The following is an 18,947-nucleotide window of genomic DNA, read 5'->3' as shown; positions in this document are numbered from 1 at the left end:
ACGCCCCTTGTTGTGCAATCCAAGGTAGAACCTCATCGACGTAACCGCAACGCATTGGTTACCACCGACAATGAGCTTAGACTCATGGCAAACGCGGCGACCATCGGTGATAACAACCAACCGGTGATCGGGAACAACAGACCGGCGGCCAAAGGTATCCCGAGCGCATTGTAGACAAGCGCGAACCCCAGGTTCTGCTTCATGTTGGTGACCGTCTGCTCCGAAATCATACGTGCCTGGGCGATGCCGCGCAGGTCGCCTTTGACCAGGGTAATCTGGGCGCTGTTCATGGCCACGTCCGTGCCTGTTCCCATTGCTACGCCTACGTCGGCCTTGGCCAATGCCGGGGCATCGTTGATGCCGTCTCCGGCCATTGCGACGACGCACCCTTCGCGTTGCAGCTTTTCCACCAGCGCGAGTTTGTCAGCCGGCGTGACTCCTCCGTGCACTTCATCAATTCCCAATCGCGCGGCAACCGCCTTGGCGGTGGTCAGGCTATCACCCGTGGCCATGATGACGCGAATGCCGGCGACTTTGAGCCCCTCCAGTGCCGCGGCGGAACTGGCCTTCACAGGGTCTGAAACTGCCAACAGGCCCGCGGCCTCGCCGTCCACCGCCAGCAGCATGACACTGGCACCTTCGGCTCTGAGTGCCTCGGCCTGCTCTCTTAAACTGTCCACCGAGATCTTCAGTTGCGTCATCAGCGCAGCGTTACCCAAGGCCAGGGTCTTGCCCCCAACCCGGCCGCGCACGCCGATGCCGGTGCTCGACTCGAAGTCTTCTGCTTTGTCCAAGGCGATACCCTGCTCGCGCGCAGCATTTACGATGGCCGTCGCGAGTGGATGCTCGCTGCCTTGATCGAGGCTGGCGGCCAGTTTTAGCACTTCCTCCTCCGTAGTGCCCTCGGCGGCGACAACACGGTCAAATCGCGGTCTGCCCTCTGTCAGGGTTCCGGTTTTGTCGACGATCAACGTATTGACCTTGCAGAAGTTCTCGATAGCCGCGGCGTCTCTGAACAGCACGCCCTGCGTCGCAGCCCTGCCACTGGCGACCATGATCGACATCGGCGTAGCCAAACCCAGGGCGCAGGGGCATGCAACGATCAGAACCGCCACGGCATTGATCAGCCCGTAGACCCAGCTCGATTCCCCGGCCGAAGTGGGCCCGAACAGCCCCCATATAAAAAGGGTCAGTATCGAGATGCCGATGACCGTGATAACGAAATAGCGGGCCACGGTGTCAGCCATGCTCTGCATCGGAGCCCGCGAACGCTGTGCTTGCGAGACCATCTGCACAATGCTGGCAAGCACGGAGTCCGCGCCGATCTTCTCAGCGCGCATCACCAGTGCGCCGCTTGTGTTGAGGGTGGCGCCAATCAGTTTGTCGCCGACACCTTTGCTCACCGGCATAGGTTCGCCGGTGAGCATTGATTCATCGACTGCGCTGGCGCCTTCGACCACTTCGCCGTCCACCGGCACTTTCTCGCCAGGGCGAACACGCAACTGGTCGCCCTGGCGTACGCTGGCCAGCGCCACATCCGCTTCGCTACCGTCGGCAGCAATACGGCGCGCGGTCTTGGGTGCCAGGCCGAGTAAGGACTTGATGGCCGCGCCGGTTTTCGATCGAGCTTTGAGCTCAAGCACCTGGCCCAACAACGTGAGCGAAATGATCATGGCTGCAGCGTCGAAGTACACCGAGACACGCCCCATCGCCACGAACGATGCCGGAAATACCCCAGGCACTGCAGTCGCGACTACGCTGTAGACGAACGCCGCCGACGTGCCGAGGCCAATCAATGTCCACATGTTCGGGCTGGCGTGCAGAACCGATTGCACTGCCCTTCTGAAGAACGGCAGGCCTGCCCATAGCACCACTGGCAAAGTCAGCGCCAGCTCTATCCAGCTCTGCAAGGCCATATCGAACCACTGCAGGTGGGGGCCGATCATCGCGAGTACTGCAACCATTATGCTCAGCGGCAAGGTCCAGTAGAAACGGCGGCTGAAGTCTTCTAACTCCGGATTTTCGGACTCCTCAACGGCAGGGGTGGTTGGCTCCAGCGTCATTCCGCATTTGGGGCAGGCGCCAGGACCGTTCTGTCGTACTTCCGGGTGCATCGGGCAGGTGTAGATCGTTGTGCCAGGGGCTACCGGTTTGGTTTGACGGTCTAATAGGGGCGCGTGCGTGTCTTGCGTGTTCATGTCCATCATATTTTCCCTTCCTGCGAGAAACCCGAGGGCTGCGATGTGTGGAGGGCCTGCTTGCGCAGCCGGTAACACAACGCAGATCGGCTTGCCCTGCTATTTCTGTGCTTGCAAATAATGCTGAATGGCGTCGACTTCTTCTTTGGTGGGCGCAGTTCCATGGTCGGATCTGAAGCTCGACGAGCCCCAATGAGGCATGACTTTGTTCAGTGGCTGGCCTTCATCATCGATCCCTTGAAGCACCGCGCGTTCGAATAGTTCAGGCTCCCAGGCGCTGGCATCACCGACAAGCTTCGGTGCTTTGAGCCCCATCATTTGCGAGCCGCCTTTGCCGGACGTGCCGTTCATCATGCCCTTCCCAGCCATTGTCCCGCTCGCGCCTGGCGTCATGTTGCCCATGCCAACGGTCCCACCCATTCCACGCTCGCCGTCGCATTGGGCGCAGTTATTTTGGTAGAGGGCGGCGCCATCGAGTGGAGCCGCCAAGCAAAATGTCGAGGTAAAAAGCGCTACAAACGCAAGATATGAACTTTTCATTGAAAGCTCCCGCTTGTGAGTTAGCCACCCTCTCTGAAGGCTGATCTGTTCGGCCCATGCCTCTTGCAAGGGCGACGTGTCAGTTGCCGTTTTTCGAATGGGTGTACGGTGCGACCTTACTCAAGGCGAATAGACTTGCGTCAGATGCCCGCTGAACAGCATCCACATCGCCAACACGCCAAGGACCACAAGCACCGCGGCAACAATCATCTCGACCTTTTTGAACACCGGCTCAGTCGGCGCGTGCTCTTTGCGAGCCCAGATGAAAACGAGGTTGCCAATGGCGAAGAACACTGCACCGGCAATCATGTATTCGAGGCCCGCCGCGTACACCAGCCAGAATCCGTAGACCGTGCCCAGCACGCTACTGACCAGCGCTGTGGTTCTGCCAATTTTTGCGGTTGGCGGGTAACTGCCATTGACCATGATTTTCCACAAGAAGCCGGTGGCACCAATGTAAGCCGGCAAAATCATCACGCCAGTGATGGAAAGCATCACGTTCCAGGCGTTGTTCGAGAAGAACATCAGAATCATCACGGCTTGCATAACGACGGTGGAAACCCACAGCGAAACAGAGGCCGAACCCTTTTTGTTGGTCACGGCGAACGCTTGGGGAAATGTCCCGTCCTTCGCCGCGGCCCAGGGCAGTTCTGCGACGAGCATCGTCCAAACCAGCCAGCAGGCAAGAACCGAAATCAAGACCCCACCATTAACGAAATACTCGCCCCATTTGCCGACAATCGAGCCGAGAATCGCCGCCATGGACGGTGGCGCGATAACCGACAACTGAGCCTGGGTCATGATCCCAAAGGGCAGCACGGAAATAAGGACGTACAGTAGCAACGTAACGAAGAACCCCATCAACGTTGCTCGGCTCACGGTCTTGGCATCCGACTCGTCGGACATCACCACTGCGCCTTCTATGCCGATGAAGACCCACAGCGTCACGAGCATGGTGCTCTTGACCTGCTCCAGCAGGTTACCCAGCGGCTTACCACCCGACACGTTATCGCTTACATTGCCCCAGAAGTCGGTCGTGAACAGGCCTGCTTTCATCGATATCACGACAACGCCGAGGAAGACTGCGATCGGGACGAACTTGGCAATCGTGCCGATCACGTTAAGGGCCGACGCACTTTTGACGCCGCGTAATACGAGCCAGTTCAGTATCCAGAAGACGCTGGATCCGATCAAAATCGCCAACCACGTATTCCCGCCCTCAAAATAAGGAGGAAAGAAGTAGTTGAGTGTGTCCATCAGCAGTACCGCGAAGCCAACATTGCCGAAGGCGGACGAGAGCCAGTAACCCCAAGCGACCTGAAATCCGGCGAACTTGCCGAAGCCCTTACGCGAGTACATGTAGATGCCGGCGGTAATCTCAGGCTTGATGTCGGCAAGCACCTGGAAAGTTCGGGCCAGAAAGAAAATCCCGAGCCCGGAAACCAGCCAGGCGATAAGTACCGCGCCCAACCCGGCATGTTGTGCCATGTTCTGTGGCAGGTTGAAGGCCCCTCCCCCCACCATTGCGCCGATCACCAACAGGGTCATGGAGAGCATACCCAGCTTGTTCTTGGCGGGTACGTTCGTCGAAGCGGTTGAGGCGCCAGAATCCGGAATAACGCCCGCTGCTGTGGCTGCTTTCATGGGATCAATCCTCAGTAATACACAAAATCTGATAGCGGCCGCCGACGACTTCAACGCCATGCGTGTCGTGGGAAAAGCCCGGCATTTCAGCATCAAATGCCTCGAGGGCTTTCAGGTAGCCGAGCATTGGGCCTGTTGCTATACCCATATTTTCTCCGGGCATCAGCAACGGTATTCCTGGGGGATACGGCACCACGCCGGTTGCAACGGTGCGACCCGCAATCTGGTCCAGTGGCAGCGACTCCACACGGTTGTTAACGAGGAGTTCGTACGCGCTGACCGGTGACAGGACGGGCACCGGCAATACCCCAAATGCCGCTGACATCAACTCGGTTGTCTTGTGCTTTTTCACCGCAGCAAACATCGCCTCAGCGAGGTCGCCGAGACCCAGCAGGCCGTACTGCTGAGGATGAGCGGCGACCAACGCCGGGATTGATAGCTCCAGTGGTGTGTTGGCGAGGACGTCTCGATGAAAACCCAGGAGCGCGTTAATCAGGGTTCCCCACTTGCCACGCGTCACCCCCATCGAAAAAAGGAAAAGACTGGTGAAGTCGGTGGTCTTTTCCACCACGATCCCTTGCGCGTCCAGGTACGCAGCGAGGAGTGATGCCGGAATGCCCGTTGCACTCAGCTTGCCGTCCCGGCCCATGCCAGGAGTGACCACCGATACTTTGATCGGATCGAGCATGCAGTAACCGTCCTCGAGATCGTCGAAACCGTGCCACGCTTCGCCCGGATGCAGCACCCAGGCCGCTGGATCGCATGCTAGACGTTTAGGGTCCGCCAAATGAAATGGCGTTCTCTTGTGCCCCGTGCCTTCATTGACGGTCTCCGGTTGCCAGGCATTGAAAAACCAATCGCCCTTCGCTGTGAATTCAGCGTTCAATCGCGCCAGCGTCTGACGAAAGGCAATCGCCTCAGCAATAGTTTCATCCGTGAGAGCCTTGCCGCCGGGACCGTCCATCATCGCCGCCGCTACGTCGTTTGAGGCAATGATGGCGTACTGCGGGGATGTCGAGGCATGCATCATGAATGCTTCGTTAAAGCGTCCATGCGCAATTGGCCGGCGGCCGTCACGCACATGGATATAAGAGGCTTGGGAGAGCCCGGCAAGCAACTTGTGAGTCGACTGGGTCGAAAAAATCGTTGGCCCATCGGGACGGGGTGTCTTGGGGTCGCCACGCATCGCGTAACGCCCTGAATACAGTGGATTGAAACGTGCGTAGCCATACCAGGCTTCGTCAAAATGCAGCCGATCGACTGACTTGCCAAGCAACGTCTCGACCCGCTCGACGTCGTAGCACAAACCGTCGTAGGTTGAGTTCGTGATGATTGCGTGAACGGCTGAGGGGGATATCAGTTCGGTAACCAGAGGGTTGGCCGCAATGCTCTTGGCGACCGACGTGGCCGTAAGTCGTGATGCCGGGATGGGACCGATCAACCCCAGATAATTACGCACCGGCATCAGGTAGGTCGGTATCGCCCCAGACAACGTCATCGCGTGCTCGACAGACTTGTGGCAATTGCGATCACACAGTGCGATCTGGTCACGCGTCACGCTCGACATCAGAATCACGCGATTGGACGTCGAGGAGCCGTTGGTGACGAAGTAAGTTCGATCGGCGCCAAACACCCGCGCAGCGTTATGCTCTGCCTCCCCGATGGCGCCCGAGTGATCAAGCAAGGAGCCAACCTCTGCAACCGAAATCGACAAATCCGAGCGAAACAACTCCTCGCCAAAAAATTCCACAAAGGCGCGACCTGTCGGGTGCTTCATAAATGCGGTGCCACCCGCATGCCCGGGAGTGTGCCATGAGTATTCGTACTGGCCGGCGAAGCTGGCGAGCGCTTTGAACATCGGCGGCAGCAGCGTTGCGCGGTAGCGATCGATCGCTGCGACAATTCTGCCGCCAAGGAAACTCTTCGTATCCTCGAACAGCCAAACATAATCGTTGACCTGCGAGAGCACATCGGCAGACATTTCGCTCACCGAGCCGTTGGCGGCCAGTAGAAAGATCGGCAGGCGCTCTGAACGTGCACGCACCGCAGCAATAACGTGCCGGGCACTTTTGTGATCTTTTGAACCAGCAAGGTCCCAATCGACCAGTACTGCCTGTAATAGCGAATGCATACTGAGTTGGGCTATCGCGTCGCTTTCCGAAGTGGCGTCAATGACATCGATATCGCGATCTTTCAACGCGTCGATCAGCGCCGCTGTCGCGTGACGACCGGCACTCTCGGCGCCAGTACCGTTATGCACTACAAGCACCCGACGTCGATAGAGAATCCCGGGCACGTTCGGTGAGAAGCCGCTCATGTTGACTCCTGCACGACATAGGTGTGGAAAACAACGCGGCCGTCGACATCATCGGCATAAACGCCCTGTACCTCGAACTCGAAGCCAGGGAACCGATTGAACGCCTCTTCGAACACGAGAAAGTAGTCGAGCATCGGCTGCGCCCGATCGTCATACCGTTCGCCGGGTACAACAATGCCGATCCCAGGTGGATAAATGAGTGCCAGCGTTGCCGAAATACGCCCCTTGCACTCGGACAGCGGCAGGTAGTCGACGCGGTTGCCGACGAACGCCTCGGTGGCGTCGGCGACCGACATAGCCTGCTCTGGAAAGTGCTCGCCGCGAAAGCACAGCCTTTGCAGGGACGCGATGTCGTGCTTGCGGTAGAAACCATGCATCTCGTCGCACAGGCGCCGCAGCGTGTAACCGGCGTAACGCTGCGGATAGCGCGCAAGCGTTGTCGGCAGCACCGCTTCGAGCACCGCGTCTGTGTCGTACAGGTGCTTAAACGCCACCAGCCTAGAAATCAATGACGCGCACTTGCCGGCCTCAACGGCGGGAGTCAGCAGGAAGAGAATGCTATTGAGGTCGCATTTTTCCGGCACGATATTGTTCTCGCGCAGGTAGGCGGCCAACAGCGTCGCCGGGATGCCGGTATCGCTGTACGCCCCGGTCTTACGGTCGAAGCCAGGCGTGATCAGCGTCAGCTTGTTCGGATCAGTCATCGCCCAGTCCGGCGCCGCGTGCCGGAAACCATGCCAGCGAGCATCCGGGACCAGAGCCCAGCACGCGGGCTCGCGCGCAAGCACGTCGGTGGGGATATCCTCCCAGCGCACGCCATCAAGTAGCGGGCTGAACCTGGAATCTGTGATCGTCACCACATCGGGCACGAACGGATCGAAGAACCAATCACTGGCATCGCCCTTGGCAGTCTCCGCAAATTGGTGTTTTAACGTGCGTAGCTTTTTACGCGTTTCAATACCGATGCGGATCGCGTCGTCCCAAAGCACCAAGCCGTTGCGCCCCTTATGCATCTGAGCATCGACATCAAGGCTGGCAAACAGTGGATAGAACGGCGAGGTCGAGCAGTGCAGCATGAACATCTCGTTGAACCGTCGATGTCCGGTGCGTCGCGCTTGCCCCTTGATATGCTCGTCGCGCACATGAATTTGCGAGGCCTGCGAGAAGCCGGCCAGTTGCTTGTGAGTTGACTGGGTAGCGACAATGCCGGGACTATCGGCGTCGAGGTTCTCCAGCCCCATCGCAAAATGCCCGGCAAATAACGGGTGAAACTTCATGAAACCCGCCCACGCTTCGTCGAAGTGGACGTACTCACACAGGTGGCCGATTCGTTCGATCAGGCTACCAGTGTTATAGATCGTGCCGTCATAACTGCATTGCTCGACGATGGCCAGGCGGAACGGCCGCTCACGTTTCCATGCCTCTGGGTCGGTGACCAGTGGATGGTTGCGGATTTGCTCACGCAACTTCGTTTCGTCCAGTGCGTCGTAATCGATTGGGCCGATGAGGCCCTGTGGGTTGCGGTCCGTTTCGAGGTAAATCGGGATCGCACCGGCCAGTTGCAGCGCCCCTTGATGATTCGATTTATGGTTGTTGCGATCGAATAACACAAGGTCGCCACGCTTTAGCAGCGCCGCGGTCACGACCTTGTTCGACGTCGAGGTTCCGTTGAGGATGAAGTAAGTGCGATCGGCGCCAAAGACCTTTGCCGCCGCCATCTGCGCGGCAAGCGCCGGACCGACGTGTGTCAGCAGATCGCCCATTTCGGGCACCGAGTTGTCGATGTCGTTACGAAACACTGCTTCGCCCAGATGCTCGATAAAGAGACGTCCAGCCGGGCTTCGCCGGTAGAAAGCACCGCCCTGGTGACCCGGACAGGTCCACATCTGGTTGCCTTCGTAGTCGTAGTCCATCAGGGCACCGAAGAACGGTGGCTTTAACCCGGTGGCATAGCGCTCCAGCGCGAAAATCGTTTCCTTTGCCGAAAAGGCTGGCGTTTCATGGTCGAGATAGACGTATCCGGTGACCTCGCCCAACGGAACGAGTGATAGCGACTCCAGACCTTTCAATTCGCTCATCAGGTAGATGGGCGTATCAAGCCCGCGCTCATGTCTGATGGTGTTGATGAGCGCCTGAATCGCAGACTCTTCCGGGCCGTCGATAGACAGCAGAAAGCAACCGATCCCCATATCCGTCTCTGCCGCGACCTTGGCACCGGTCGGCGTGGGCACGACATCGGTTCGATAGTCATATTCGCCAATTGCGTCAATCAGGCGCTGGACGAGCCGCGCTTCGTTGCTTTCAGGTGCGTGAACGAACACGGGGCTGTATAGCAGGAAATGAAATAGCCTGTGGTAGGGAACCGACATGTCGATACCTCTAATCAAGTGGTAGTACTGCGACTCATGCCGTAGTCCTCGTACCTCACCTTTGACTATTCCCCACGTTCAAAATCAGGTCTGTACGCCACCCCACATACCTTGCTGTTAATTTTCATCAGCGGGCTGGCCTGCACGATTTCCAACTAATACTTACGTGCCTTATCACACAGACAACTCAACCGCCGGCTCAGTTAATTCTCGCTAGTAGTCTGTGCGGCCCATGTCGCGTAGGTACACACCAAGCCGAACGTCAGTAAAAAGAAAGCCAGATAAGGGGTCACATCTTTCATCCTTTCAGTGCGATTGATCCGTTGTTGTGGCGAATATATCCGTGCTTTAACTGGCGACGGGGTTAAGGTGGGTTAAGAAATATTTAATGTTCGGCGGGATCGTTGGTCACTAGGGTACGCCTGCATTGGCTGTCGACATTGCGTCGCAATTGCCCGAAAACAGGTACTAATGGAGGAAGTTATGAGTTGCGCACTGGTCATAGAGGACGACAAGGTGACGGCGGAAGTCATCATTGCTGAACTCCAACGCCATGGGTTCAGTTCAAGATGGGCCGCTACCGGTCGAGACGGCCTGGCCCTGGCGATTGCAGGAGGTTACGACGCCATTACCCTGGATCGGATGCTTCCCGACTTTGATGGACTGACGATTGTCAGTACGTTGCGTAGTCTGGGGATTAATACGCCCGTCTTGATGATCAGTGCGCTTTCGGATGTAGATGAGCGCGTCCAAGGGCTTCGCGCGGGCGGCGATGACTATCTGACGAAACCCTTTTCTGCTATCGAGATGGTTGCGCGTCTTGACGCATTGCTTCGGCGTACCAGTACCGATGCAAGCCATCCGCAACTCACTTACGGAAACCTGCGACTGGACCTGGTCGAGCACAAACTGTCTCGAAATGACGAACATATCCTGCTGCTGCCAACCGAATTCAAACTGCTCAATTACCTGATGCGCAGTGCTGGCCAACTGGTCACCCGCACCATGCTTTTTGAAGAAGTCTGGGGTTATCGATTCGACCCGGGGACTAACATCATTGATGTCCACATCGGTCGGCTGCGCAAAAAGCTGGAAGGCGCCGAAGGCACTCCCGCCATCCATACAATACGCGGTGCCGGTTATGTCCTTGCTGTCAAAGACTGAGAAATGGCGCTCGTCCGGTAGTCGACTGATCGGTTTCTACGCGCTGTTTTTTGTAGCGTGGGGTGCACTTTTTACCGGCGTGTTGTACTGGGAAATCTCCCACTATCTGGGAACCGTTGCAGAGCGAACATTACTGCAGCGTGCCCATTACTATCAAAAGATCGATGACGAAAAACTGGTGAAGGAACTGGCTGCCAGTGAAGCCTATTCAACGCCCGGTATCGATGCTTACGGATTGTTCACTTCCGATGGACAACACGTTGCCGGAGACCTGCTCAAACTTCGCTCCAGTCTGCCCGATGATGGCAAGGTTCATTATCTTGAGCGCGGACTGAGTATCGCACTACCCAACAAAGAAACCAGAAGCAGTTATGCGCTGTTAGCACGCCGCCCCGACGGGCATATTCTTATTCTGGCGCGTGATGGCGGCTCGATTTCTGCCGTGGGCGGGATTATTGAGCAGGCCTTGATGTGGGGGTTTTTGTTAACACTGATTCCCGGGTTAATTGGCTGGCGTTTGTTGCGACGCCGACCGTTGCGTCGTGTCAAACGCTTGCAGCTTTGTACGGAAAGTATAGTTTCAGGCAACTTGGCAGAGCGTTTACCCTTGTCAGCCCGCCGTGATGAACTGGATATGCTGGCAAGCGCCGTGAATACAATGCTCGACCATATCGAGCAACTGATGCATGAGGTCAAGAGTGTCTGCGATGGCGTTGCCCATGATTTGCGAACGCCACTGACACGGTTGCGTGCAAGGCTTTATCAACTCCAACAATTGCCTCTGGACAGTGATCACCAGCAAACATTGAATCAGGCCCTTGAGGAAAGCGAATCAATCATGGTGCGCTTTCAAGGACTGCTTCGAGTCGCCGAGCTCGACGATATCCGTCGCCGCTCGGCCTTTGCTCCTTTTCCGATCATGGCGCTGTTGCAGCAGGCGCATGAATTTTATGAACCGCTGGCGTTAGACCGATCTCAGACACTGTCCCTGGACATTACCAGTGAATTACCCAAGTTGTATGGCGACTCATCATTGCTGTTCGAAGCATTGGTCAACTTGCTGGATAACGCCATCAAGTTTGCGCCGGTGGGCGGATATATCAAATTGCGCGGTAGCATCAAGAATTCAATGGTCATCATTGAAGTCGCCGACGATGGGGCCGGAATACCTGAGGCGGACCGTACACATGTCATTCGCAGGCTTTACCGAGGCGAAGCAAGCAGTATGCAGCCCGGCCATGGCCTCGGCTTATCGTTGGTCGCTGCCATTGTGAAATTGCACGGTTACTCGCTGGATATCCAGCCGGCCGCCATCGGTCGTGGCACCCGTATTTTGATTCACTGCCCGATGGTTTCCGACTGATCTACGTACTCATTGATGACTGAACATTAAATTTAACTTAATCCAGCTTAATTTGAGCCCCCCCAGCTCTGGGGGCTAGCGTGGCAGCACTTTCTGCTGACCCAAGGCCTTTTGCTTGTGAAATACCTGTTGTTCCGGTTCCTGTTAACCGTTCTCTGTGAAATAACGCCTCTTGCCTGGGCTAACCCTGCTCTGGCTGACAATAACACCCGAGGGGCCATGATCCCTGCTGCGCCGAAGCTCGGCGCCAAAGCCTGGATACTGATCGACGCTGCAACGGGTACCGTTATTACCAGCCACAACAGTGATAGGCGTCTACCGCCAGCCAGCCTGACGAAAATGATGACGGCATTTGTCTCCAGCCGTGAAATCAAGGCCAGGCGTATGAACGCTGATGCCATGGTCACGGTCAGCGAAAATGCCTGGCGTACCGGCGGCTCACGCATGTTTCTTGATCCCGGCAGTTCGGTTTCGGTTCACGACTTGCTTAGTGGGGTGATCATCGACTCGGGGAATGACGCAAGCGTTGCGCTCGCCGAACATGTGGCCGGAACGGAAGGCGTCTTCGTCGGGATGATGAACTCGACCGCGACTACTCTGGGGATGGCCAACACGCACTTCATGAATTCCACAGGGTTGCCGGAGCCAGAGCATTATTCATCTGCCCGGGACATGGCAACATTGGCTCGTGCGATCATCAGTGAAGGTAGCGATTACTACGGGCTATACGCCAAAAAACACTTCACCTGGAATGGAATACGCCAAGCCAACCGCAACCTACTGTTATGGCGCGACGCAAGCTTCGACGGATTGAAAACCGGCCATACCGAGGCGGCTGGCTATTGCCTGGTGGCTTCGTCCCACCGAAGCGGGCGACGTTTGATCAGTGTGATTTTCGGCGCTAGCAGTACCCAAAAGCGCACAGCAGAAACAGAAAGACTCATGGGTTACGGCTTTCGCTTCTACGATACTCAAACCTACAAAAAAGCCGGGGAAATACTCACGTGGTCTGCGCTCTGGAAAGGTAAAAATCGATCGATCGCTCTGGGATTACTGGACGACATGACCCTCACCTTGCCCAAGAATAAAAATCGGGATTTAGAGACACGCATAGAGATTGATGGACCGCTCGAAGCACCTATCGCTATGGGCACCGTCCTTGGAAAACTGGAACTGTACGATGCTGGACAAAAACTGGGTAGCCGGCCCTTGATAGCACTTGAGGACGGTGAGCCAGGCAATTGGTGGACACGCTGGTGGGATACGGCGCATTTGTTTTTTACTCAAATGATTCTCGGTTGGTTCGAGGAGACTAAAACTGCCTGACGATGGTCAATCGTCTTACCACGCCAAGGCAAAAATCCCGGACGTCTCACAAGACTGGAAGAACTGATGAACTCAGATGATTTACGACGAGAATTAGCGCTCTCCAAATTTTTCAACGGCGACTCATCGCTCAATGACGCTGTCCAGGGACTGAGTCAAGACGAAAAAAAAATGTGTATTGAGTCAGCCTTTGAACAAGAGGCTATACGTTTGGGAATAGAGGTGTGGGAGTTGACGCTTACATTGATATCTGAATCTCCCGAAGAACTGAAGTGCCTGACCCTGGAGTTCCATCGTGAAGTCGCAGAAATGGTAGAAATGGACTGGAATGATTATTGCGATCTAAATGGGATAAACGATTAATCGCGCCACTCCCTGCCGCGTTGATGCAATGCCGAACTCGCGGTCATGAAAGATCCTTGTAGGTGTTGGGTGACTTGGCCGGCGGCGACGTGTCCCACAGGCGAAACCCGCCCAGAAAGGCCGCCGCGTTATTGCCCAATCGGCTTCGCGGTGGAAGCGTCTTGAGCCGGTCGGCCTGTCCGCCGCCGATGACGATTTCGTCGGGCATCAGTGCTGCGCGAAAGCCTTCGACGACGGCATGCACCTTGCGCCGCCATTTCTTCTTGCCCAGGCGCTTGTAGCCGCGCTTGCCGAGCATGTCTTCATAATCATGCCGCTTACTGCGCCGCAAGTGACCAAGCTCCATCGCCACGATATGCCCGTCCACAATCAGCGAGGACCCCAGACCGGTGCCCAGACCCAAGAACAGCATTTTGCCGCCCCGATAGCTGCCGAGTGCCTGCATTGCCGCATCGTTGACGATACGTACCGGCAGGCCAAACGCGGCCTCGAAATCGAAGCCGACCCACCCCGGCGCCAGGTGGTGCGGCTCCAGCGCCGGGGCGCCCTGAGTGACGACACCGGGGTAGCCGATCGACAGCGCATCGAAACGCCAGTCGGCGGTAATCTTGAGTATGCCGGCGACCATCTGCTGCGGTGTGAGTTTTGGCCCGGATTTGAACTTGCGCCGAGTTGTCTCGCCACTGAGCAGGCATTTGATGTGTGAACCGCCGACATCGACGACCAGGATCTTCGGTTGAACTGACTTTCGCGGAGTTCTCATGGCACTTCCTTAGCGGTAACCGGACGCTCGCCTTTGCGGCTCGATTCATCGATTTGATCCTGCGCCAGCGAAAGCAGGTGTGCGGTGTTTACAAGCGCCATGTGGCTAAGTGCCTGCGGAAAATTGCCTTGCATGTGCCCACTCCGGGGATCGAATTCCTCGGCCAGCAAGCCAACGTCGTTGCGCAACGCAAGTAGGCGTTCGAACAGCGCTTCAGCCTCGACGCGACGACCGATGACGGCGAGGCAATCGGCTAGCCAAAAACTGCAGGGCAAAAAGACACCTTCGCCAGGTGGAAGTCCATCGACGCTCGTCGCGGTATCGACTCGGTAGCGCAAAACCAGGCCATCGACGACCAGTTCCCGTTCGATCGCGGCGATCGTGCTCTTCACACGGGGATCGTCCGGCGGCAGAAAGCCCACCAGTGGAATCAGCAGCAGGCTGGCATCGAGCGCCGTGCTGCCGTAGTACTGAACGAAGCAATTGCGCTTCACATCGAACCCCGCTTCGCACACCTGCCCGTGGATCTGGTCACGGGTACGACGCCAGGCCTCAACCGGACCTTCCAGGCCGTAGCGTTCGACGGCCTTGACCCCGCGGTCGAAGGCGACCCAAGCCATCACCTTAGAGTGGGTGAAGTGGCGCCTCGGCCCACGGACCTCCCAGATGCCTTCATCAGGCTTTTGCCAATGACTGTCTAGGAAGTCCAGCAAGGCTCGCTGGATGTCCCAGGCATGCGGGAGCTGCACCTGCCCTGCCGCGCGCGCCAGGTGCAGGGTGTCCATCACCTCACCATAAACGTCGAGCTGGAACTGTTCAGCCGCTGCGTTGCCGATGCGAACCGGCGCAGCCTGCAGATAGCCGGGCAGCCAAGAGAGTTCTCTCTCTTCCAGCCGGCGCTCGCCGGTCACACTGTACAGAATCTGCATGTCGGCCGGGCTGCCTGCCACGGCGCGCAGAAGCCAGCCGCACCAAGCCTCCGCCTCGCCGGTGTAGCCGGCGAGCAGCAAGGCGTTCAACGTGAAGGTCGCGTCGCGCAGCCAGCAATAGCGGTAGTCCCAGTTGCGCACACCCCCGGGGTGCTCCGGCAGTGAGGTGGTTGGCGCCGCCACGATGCCGCCCGTGGGCTGGAAGATGAGCGCTTTGAGCGTTAGCAAGGAACGCAGCACCGCTTCCTGCCAACGGCTCTCGAAACGACAGTGCCGTGACCAGTACTGCCAGTGGTGCTCGGTCTGCACAAGCGTGCTTTCAGCGTCGATGACCTGTTGAACGGGCTCGTGTGACGGCCGGTAGTTGAGCACGAAAGGTACACGTTCACCGGCGCCAACCTCGAAATCGGCCCGCGTAGTCATTTGCACACCGCGCGTGTGCACCGGTGTATGCAACTCGATCGTGTCTGGCCCGGCAGTCGCGAACAGCGTACCGTCGCTCCGACTCACCCAGGGAACAATGGAGCCATAGTCGAAACGAATGATGAGTTCCATGTTCATGGCGACGCGTCCCCGCAGGCCCACGACGATGCGTAACACGTCCCACCGCTCGTCTGACAGCGGCATGCAGTCGATCACGCGCACGGCACCCGAAGCTGTCTCAAAGTCTGTTTCCAGGATCAGCGTGCCTTCGCGGTAGCGACGACTCACTTTCGTGGCTTCATCGCGTGTCGAGATCAACCAGCGACCGTTCTCTGGGCCACCTAAAAGGGCGGCGAAGCAGGCGCCCGAGTCGAAACGAGGCAAGCATAGCCAATCAATCGAACCATCGCGGCCCACCAGCGCAGCGGTGTGGCAGTCACCGATCATCGCGTAATCTTCAATGCGCAAGGGCACGATTCAGCTCGCCTTTTCGGGGTTGTGCCAGCCGCCATCAGCGGACATGAAAAGGTCCGCAGCTGGCGGGCCCCAGGAGCCCGCGACGTAGAGGTGGACCGGGGGGGGATCGACCAGCGCAGGGGCGACAACCGCCCAGGAGGATTCGATGGTGTCTTCATGGGCAAACAGCGCGCCGTCGCCGCTTATCGCGTCGCTCAACAGACGTTCATATGGGGACTGCTCGCCGGACTCCTCTTGAAGTAGCAAGAACTCTCGCTGCACGCCGACAAACTCCTTGCCGGTCCGTTTGACGCGAGCGGCGAGCGCGATTGTCGAATGTGGTGACAAATGGAAGCGTAAATAGTTGGCACCCTCGCCCATCGAGGCGTCGCAAAAAAGGTTCTGCGGCGGCGGCTTGAAGCGCACCACCACTTCACAGGCGGAGATCGGCAGGCACTTGCCTGAGCGGAGGTACCAGGGAACCCCGCCCCAGCGCCAGGAATCGATATAAAGGCGCAGGGCGCAGAAAGTTTCGACATCAGAGTCGCTTGCGACCTGCGGCTCGTCGCGGTAGCCCTGGTACTGCCCACGGAGGATGTCGTCGGCGCCCAGTGGCCGCATCGCAGAGAAAACATCGGTTTTATGACGGTGCACGGCCTCGAAATTGCGGCTTGCTGGCGGTTCCATCGCCAACAGCGCGACAATCTGGAACAGATGGTTTTGCATCACATCACGCAGGCACCCCGCGCTTTCATAGAATGCGCCGCGGCCGTCGACACCAAAATGCTCGGCCAGTGTTATCTGCACACTCGCGATGTGGTTGCGATTCCAGATTGGTTCAAATAAGGAGTTGGCGAAACGCAAGTAAAGGATGTTCATGATCGCTTCCTTGCCCAGGAAGTGATCAATGCGAAAGATCGCGTTTTCGGGGAACGCATCCCGTGCAATCTGGTTGAGGTCACGCGCCGAAGCAAGATCGCGGCCGAACGGTTTTTCGACGATGACTCGCCCGCCATCGGCCAATCCGGCGGCCTCGAGGCCGCGGATGACCGTGGGAAAAAGTGCGGGAGGGATTGCGAGGTAGAACGCTGGGTGCCGCGCGCCTAGCAGGGCGAGGCGCAGCGCATCGAAGGTGGTCGCGTCTTCGTAGTCGCCGCAGACATATTGCAGCGCCGACAAGAGGCTGGTCAGCACAGTCGGATCGACTTCGCCGCAAATGTGCTCGATGCTTTCGCGGGCTCGCGTACGCAGTTGCTCGACACTCCATTTTGACGAGGCAACGCCGATTACCGGCATCTTGAGTGCACCGCGTTGGCACATCGCGTAAAGCGCAGGGAAGATCTTTTTATGCGCCAGGTCGCCGGTGGGACCGAAAACGACCAATACATCGGCGGACGGCATGTGCGAATCGGTGAGGTCGGAGTTCATTTCAGGTCTCCGCCGGCGGGATCCTGAAGGGACTTCTCGACATGGCCGCCGAACTCATGACGCATGGCTGACTGCACGCGGTTGGCGAAATCGGCATCGCCGCGCGAGCCGAAGCGGGCATACAAAGCCGCGCTCAAAACCGGTGCAGGCACGGCTTCGTCGATGGCCGCTTGCACCGTCCAGCGTCCTTCACCGGAATCCGATATACGGCCTTCATAACCGCCTAGCGTGGGGTCAGCCGCTAGAGCCGCGGCGGTGAGATCCAGTAGCCATGAACCGATCACACTGCCGCGCCGCCAGACTTCCGCAATCTCCGGCAGGTCCATCTCGTATTGATAGTGAGTGGGGCAACGCAACGGCGTCGTCTCCGCATCGACGGTGTGCTCGCGCGAGCCGACATTCGCGTGGCGCAGGATATTCAGCCCTTCGGCATAGGCGGCCATTACGCCGTACTCGATCCCGTTGTGCACCATCTTGACGAAGTGACCTGCACCATGCGGCCCACAGTGCAGCCAACCCTGATCAGCGCTGCTATGGCACGCGTCGCGGCCAGGTGTCGCCGCCGCGGTGCCGGCCCCAGGAGCCAGCGTGGCGAAAACCGGTGCGAGATGCTGCACCGGCTCCTTGCCGCCACCGATCATCAAGCAATAACCGCGATCAAGGCCTGCCACTCCTCCGCTGGTACCGACGTCCACATGGGCAATATTCAACGCCGCCAGAGCCTCAGCACGGCGCAGGTCGTCGTGGTAGTGCGAGTTGCCGCCATCAATGATGATGTCGCCCGGTTGCAGCAGAGGCGTCAGTTGTTCGAGCAGTGTATCGACGGCCGCAGCCGGCACCATAAGCCAGACCGCACGCGGCGGCGTCAATAATTCGACAAACTGTTGCAACGACGTGGAGCCCGTGCTGCCGAGCGCTACGAGGCGTGCGATGCCTTCCGGGGCTTGGTCGTGGACCACGCAGTCATGGCCGCCGCGAAGCAGGCGGGTCACCATGCTGGCGCCCATACGACCGAGTCCTATCATGCCGATTTGCATCTTCATGCTCCTCTGCGTTGCAGCTGCGCGATCACCGCGTATTCGCGGCGATGAGTGGCCATGGGGACGGCAGAGAAGCGACACGCCACATCATCCAGCGTCCATTCCGTACCGCGAGGTCTGTGGTATATGGATGAACCTCAATGCGGTTGAGTTGGCGACGCACGCAATAGTTCAAATCGAACGGAAACCAATCCCGAGAGCCTCCATGGGGATTACGGGTTGACCTTCATCCTTTGCCGCATGGATTCACTCGCTTGACCAATATACCTATGGACATACCTTGGACCAGTATGGAAAACACCACGACAAGATAAGTTAGGGAAACCACCAAATCGCGAGCTTCGCCGCGCGGCAACGACAACGCCAGTGCCACCGATATGCCGCCGCGAAGGCCACCCCAGGTCAGCACACTCCAGGACTTTTGGGTAACCGAGCGCGCCGCCCGATGACCACAATCGGAACCCCACCCGTCAGCAAACGCGTCAACAACGTCACCAATATGACCAGTCAGGCTAAAAACGACGTGGCAGGACGCGGTTTGCCTACGCTTCATAGGCAGAGGATCTATCTGTCCGCTGGCAATTTCTTTCGGACGAAATAATTGCCCTTTGAAATGGAGTCATC

At 57.8% G+C, this 18,947-nt stretch carries 14 protein-coding genes; 4 read left to right on the top strand and 10 right to left on the bottom strand.

All coding sequences use genetic code 11. From position 1 onward, the window contains the following. Positions 1–32 precede the first annotated feature (32 nt). The 5 genes from BI292_RS01430 to speC form a co-directional block, all read right to left on the bottom strand. Positions 33–2,114: a copper-translocating P-type ATPase gene (locus tag BI292_RS01430; RefSeq protein ID WP_218563470.1), complete on the bottom strand. Its 2,082-nt coding sequence runs from the start codon at positions 2,112–2,114 to the stop codon at positions 33–35. Between the two features lie 183 nt (positions 2,115–2,297). Beyond that, complete coding sequence (locus tag BI292_RS01425; protein WP_101206724.1) at positions 2,298–2,738, bottom strand: cytochrome c; 441 nt, start codon at positions 2,736–2,738, stop codon at positions 2,298–2,300. Between the two features lie 120 nt (positions 2,739–2,858). Beyond that, a complete protein-coding gene (locus tag BI292_RS01420) occupies positions 2,859–4,382 on the bottom strand; it encodes a basic amino acid/polyamine antiporter (RefSeq protein WP_101206723.1) in 1,524 nt (507 codons plus the stop codon). A 4-nt stretch (positions 4,383–4,386) separates the two neighbouring features. Beyond that, positions 4,387–6,699, bottom strand: a complete 2,313-nt coding sequence (locus tag BI292_RS01415) for an Orn/Lys/Arg decarboxylase N-terminal domain-containing protein (protein WP_101206722.1) — start codon at positions 6,697–6,699, stop codon at positions 4,387–4,389. Beyond that, the gene (gene speC / locus BI292_RS01410; RefSeq protein WP_101206721.1) at positions 6,696–9,068 is read right to left on the bottom strand and encodes an ornithine decarboxylase; all 2,373 of its coding nucleotides are present in this window, start codon (positions 9,066–9,068) and stop codon (positions 6,696–6,698) included. Before speC ends, BI292_RS01415 begins: the two co-directional genes overlap by 4 nt. Positions 9,069–9,551: 483 nt before the next feature. On the opposite strand from speC, the gene BI292_RS01405 reads away from it, so the two are divergent. From BI292_RS01405 to BI292_RS01390, 4 genes are all read left to right on the top strand, one after another. Then, positions 9,552–10,232: a response regulator transcription factor gene (locus BI292_RS01405; protein WP_101206720.1), complete on the top strand. Its 681-nt coding sequence runs from the start codon at positions 9,552–9,554 to the stop codon at positions 10,230–10,232. Continuing rightward, on the top strand, positions 10,210–11,595 hold the full coding sequence (locus BI292_RS01400) for a HAMP domain-containing sensor histidine kinase (protein WP_101206719.1): 1,386 nt from the start codon (positions 10,210–10,212) through the stop codon (positions 11,593–11,595). Before BI292_RS01405 ends, BI292_RS01400 begins: the two co-directional genes overlap by 23 nt. A gap of 117 nt (positions 11,596–11,712) precedes the next feature. Next, complete coding sequence (locus BI292_RS01395) at positions 11,713–12,921, top strand: D-alanyl-D-alanine carboxypeptidase family protein (protein ID WP_157831199.1); 1,209 nt, start codon at positions 11,713–11,715, stop codon at positions 12,919–12,921. Positions 12,922–12,987: 66 nt separating this feature from the next. After that, complete coding sequence (locus BI292_RS01390) at positions 12,988–13,284, top strand: DUF6388 family protein (protein ID WP_101206718.1); 297 nt, start codon at positions 12,988–12,990, stop codon at positions 13,282–13,284. A 43-nt stretch (positions 13,285–13,327) separates the two neighbouring features. Here the strand turns inward: BI292_RS01390 and BI292_RS01385 are convergent, their stop codons facing one another. From BI292_RS01385 to BI292_RS01365, 5 genes are all read right to left on the bottom strand, one after another. Next, entirely contained in the window at positions 13,328–14,047 is a 720-nt protein-coding gene (locus tag BI292_RS01385; protein WP_101206717.1) for an ROK family protein, read from the bottom strand. After that, the gene (locus BI292_RS01380) at positions 14,044–15,873 is read right to left on the bottom strand and encodes a glycoside hydrolase family 15 protein (protein ID WP_101206716.1); all 1,830 of its coding nucleotides are present in this window, start codon (positions 15,871–15,873) and stop codon (positions 14,044–14,046) included. Before BI292_RS01380 ends, BI292_RS01385 begins: the two co-directional genes overlap by 4 nt. A 3-nt stretch (positions 15,874–15,876) precedes the next feature. Continuing rightward, positions 15,877–17,283 carry a glucose-6-phosphate dehydrogenase gene (zwf, locus tag BI292_RS01375; protein WP_101206715.1) on the bottom strand — a complete coding sequence of 469 codons (1,407 nt, stop codon included), beginning with the start codon at positions 17,281–17,283 and terminating at the stop codon, positions 15,877–15,879. Then, positions 17,280–18,320 carry a phosphogluconate dehydrogenase (NAD(+)-dependent, decarboxylating) gene (gnd, locus tag BI292_RS01370; RefSeq protein ID WP_101206714.1) on the bottom strand — a complete coding sequence of 347 codons (1,041 nt, stop codon included), beginning with the start codon at positions 18,318–18,320 and terminating at the stop codon, positions 17,280–17,282. Before gnd ends, zwf begins: the two co-directional genes overlap by 4 nt. A gap of 229 nt (positions 18,321–18,549) precedes the next feature. Continuing rightward, positions 18,550–18,876, bottom strand: a complete 327-nt coding sequence (locus BI292_RS01365; protein WP_256592596.1) for a cation:proton antiporter — start codon at positions 18,874–18,876, stop codon at positions 18,550–18,552. Positions 18,877–18,947: the final 71 nt, after the last annotated feature.

This window comes from Pseudomonas sp. 43NM1 (assembly GCF_002836905.1).
Taxonomy (GTDB): Bacteria; Pseudomonadota; Gammaproteobacteria; order Pseudomonadales; family Pseudomonadaceae; genus Aquipseudomonas; species Aquipseudomonas prosekii.
Note: the sequence above shows the minus strand (reverse complement) of the source record. Positions and strands in the feature narration are given on the sequence as shown.

Bases quoted from the DNA above. Each gene is read 5' to 3' on its own strand.
- BI292_RS01430 (WP_218563470.1), bottom strand. From the start codon at position 2,114: ATGCACCCGGAAGTACGACAGAACGGTCCTGGCGCCTGCCCCAAATGC.
- BI292_RS01425 (WP_101206724.1), bottom strand. From the start codon at position 2,738: ATGAAAAGTTCATATCTTGCGTTTGTAGCGCTTTTTACCTCGACATTT.
- BI292_RS01420 (WP_101206723.1), bottom strand. From the start codon at position 4,382: ATGAAAGCAGCCACAGCAGCGGGCGTTATTCCGGATTCTGGCGCCTCA.
- BI292_RS01415 (WP_101206722.1), bottom strand. From the start codon at position 6,699: ATGAGCGGCTTCTCACCGAACGTGCCCGGGATTCTCTATCGACGTCGG.
- speC (WP_101206721.1), bottom strand. From the start codon at position 9,068: ATGTCGGTTCCCTACCACAGGCTATTTCATTTCCTGCTATACAGCCCC.
- BI292_RS01405 (WP_101206720.1), top strand. From the start codon at position 9,552: ATGAGTTGCGCACTGGTCATAGAGGACGACAAGGTGACGGCGGAAGTC.
- BI292_RS01400 (WP_101206719.1), top strand. From the start codon at position 10,210: ATGTCCTTGCTGTCAAAGACTGAGAAATGGCGCTCGTCCGGTAGTCGA.
- BI292_RS01390 (WP_101206718.1), top strand. From the start codon at position 12,988: ATGAACTCAGATGATTTACGACGAGAATTAGCGCTCTCCAAATTTTTC.
- BI292_RS01385 (WP_101206717.1), bottom strand. From the start codon at position 14,047: ATGAGAACTCCGCGAAAGTCAGTTCAACCGAAGATCCTGGTCGTCGAT.
- zwf (WP_101206715.1), bottom strand. From the start codon at position 17,283: ATGAACTCCGACCTCACCGATTCGCACATGCCGTCCGCCGATGTATTG.
- gnd (WP_101206714.1), bottom strand. From the start codon at position 18,320: ATGCAAATCGGCATGATAGGACTCGGTCGTATGGGCGCCAGCATGGTG.
- BI292_RS01365 (WP_256592596.1), bottom strand. From the start codon at position 18,876: ATGAAGCGTAGGCAAACCGCGTCCTGCCACGTCGTTTTTAGCCTGACT.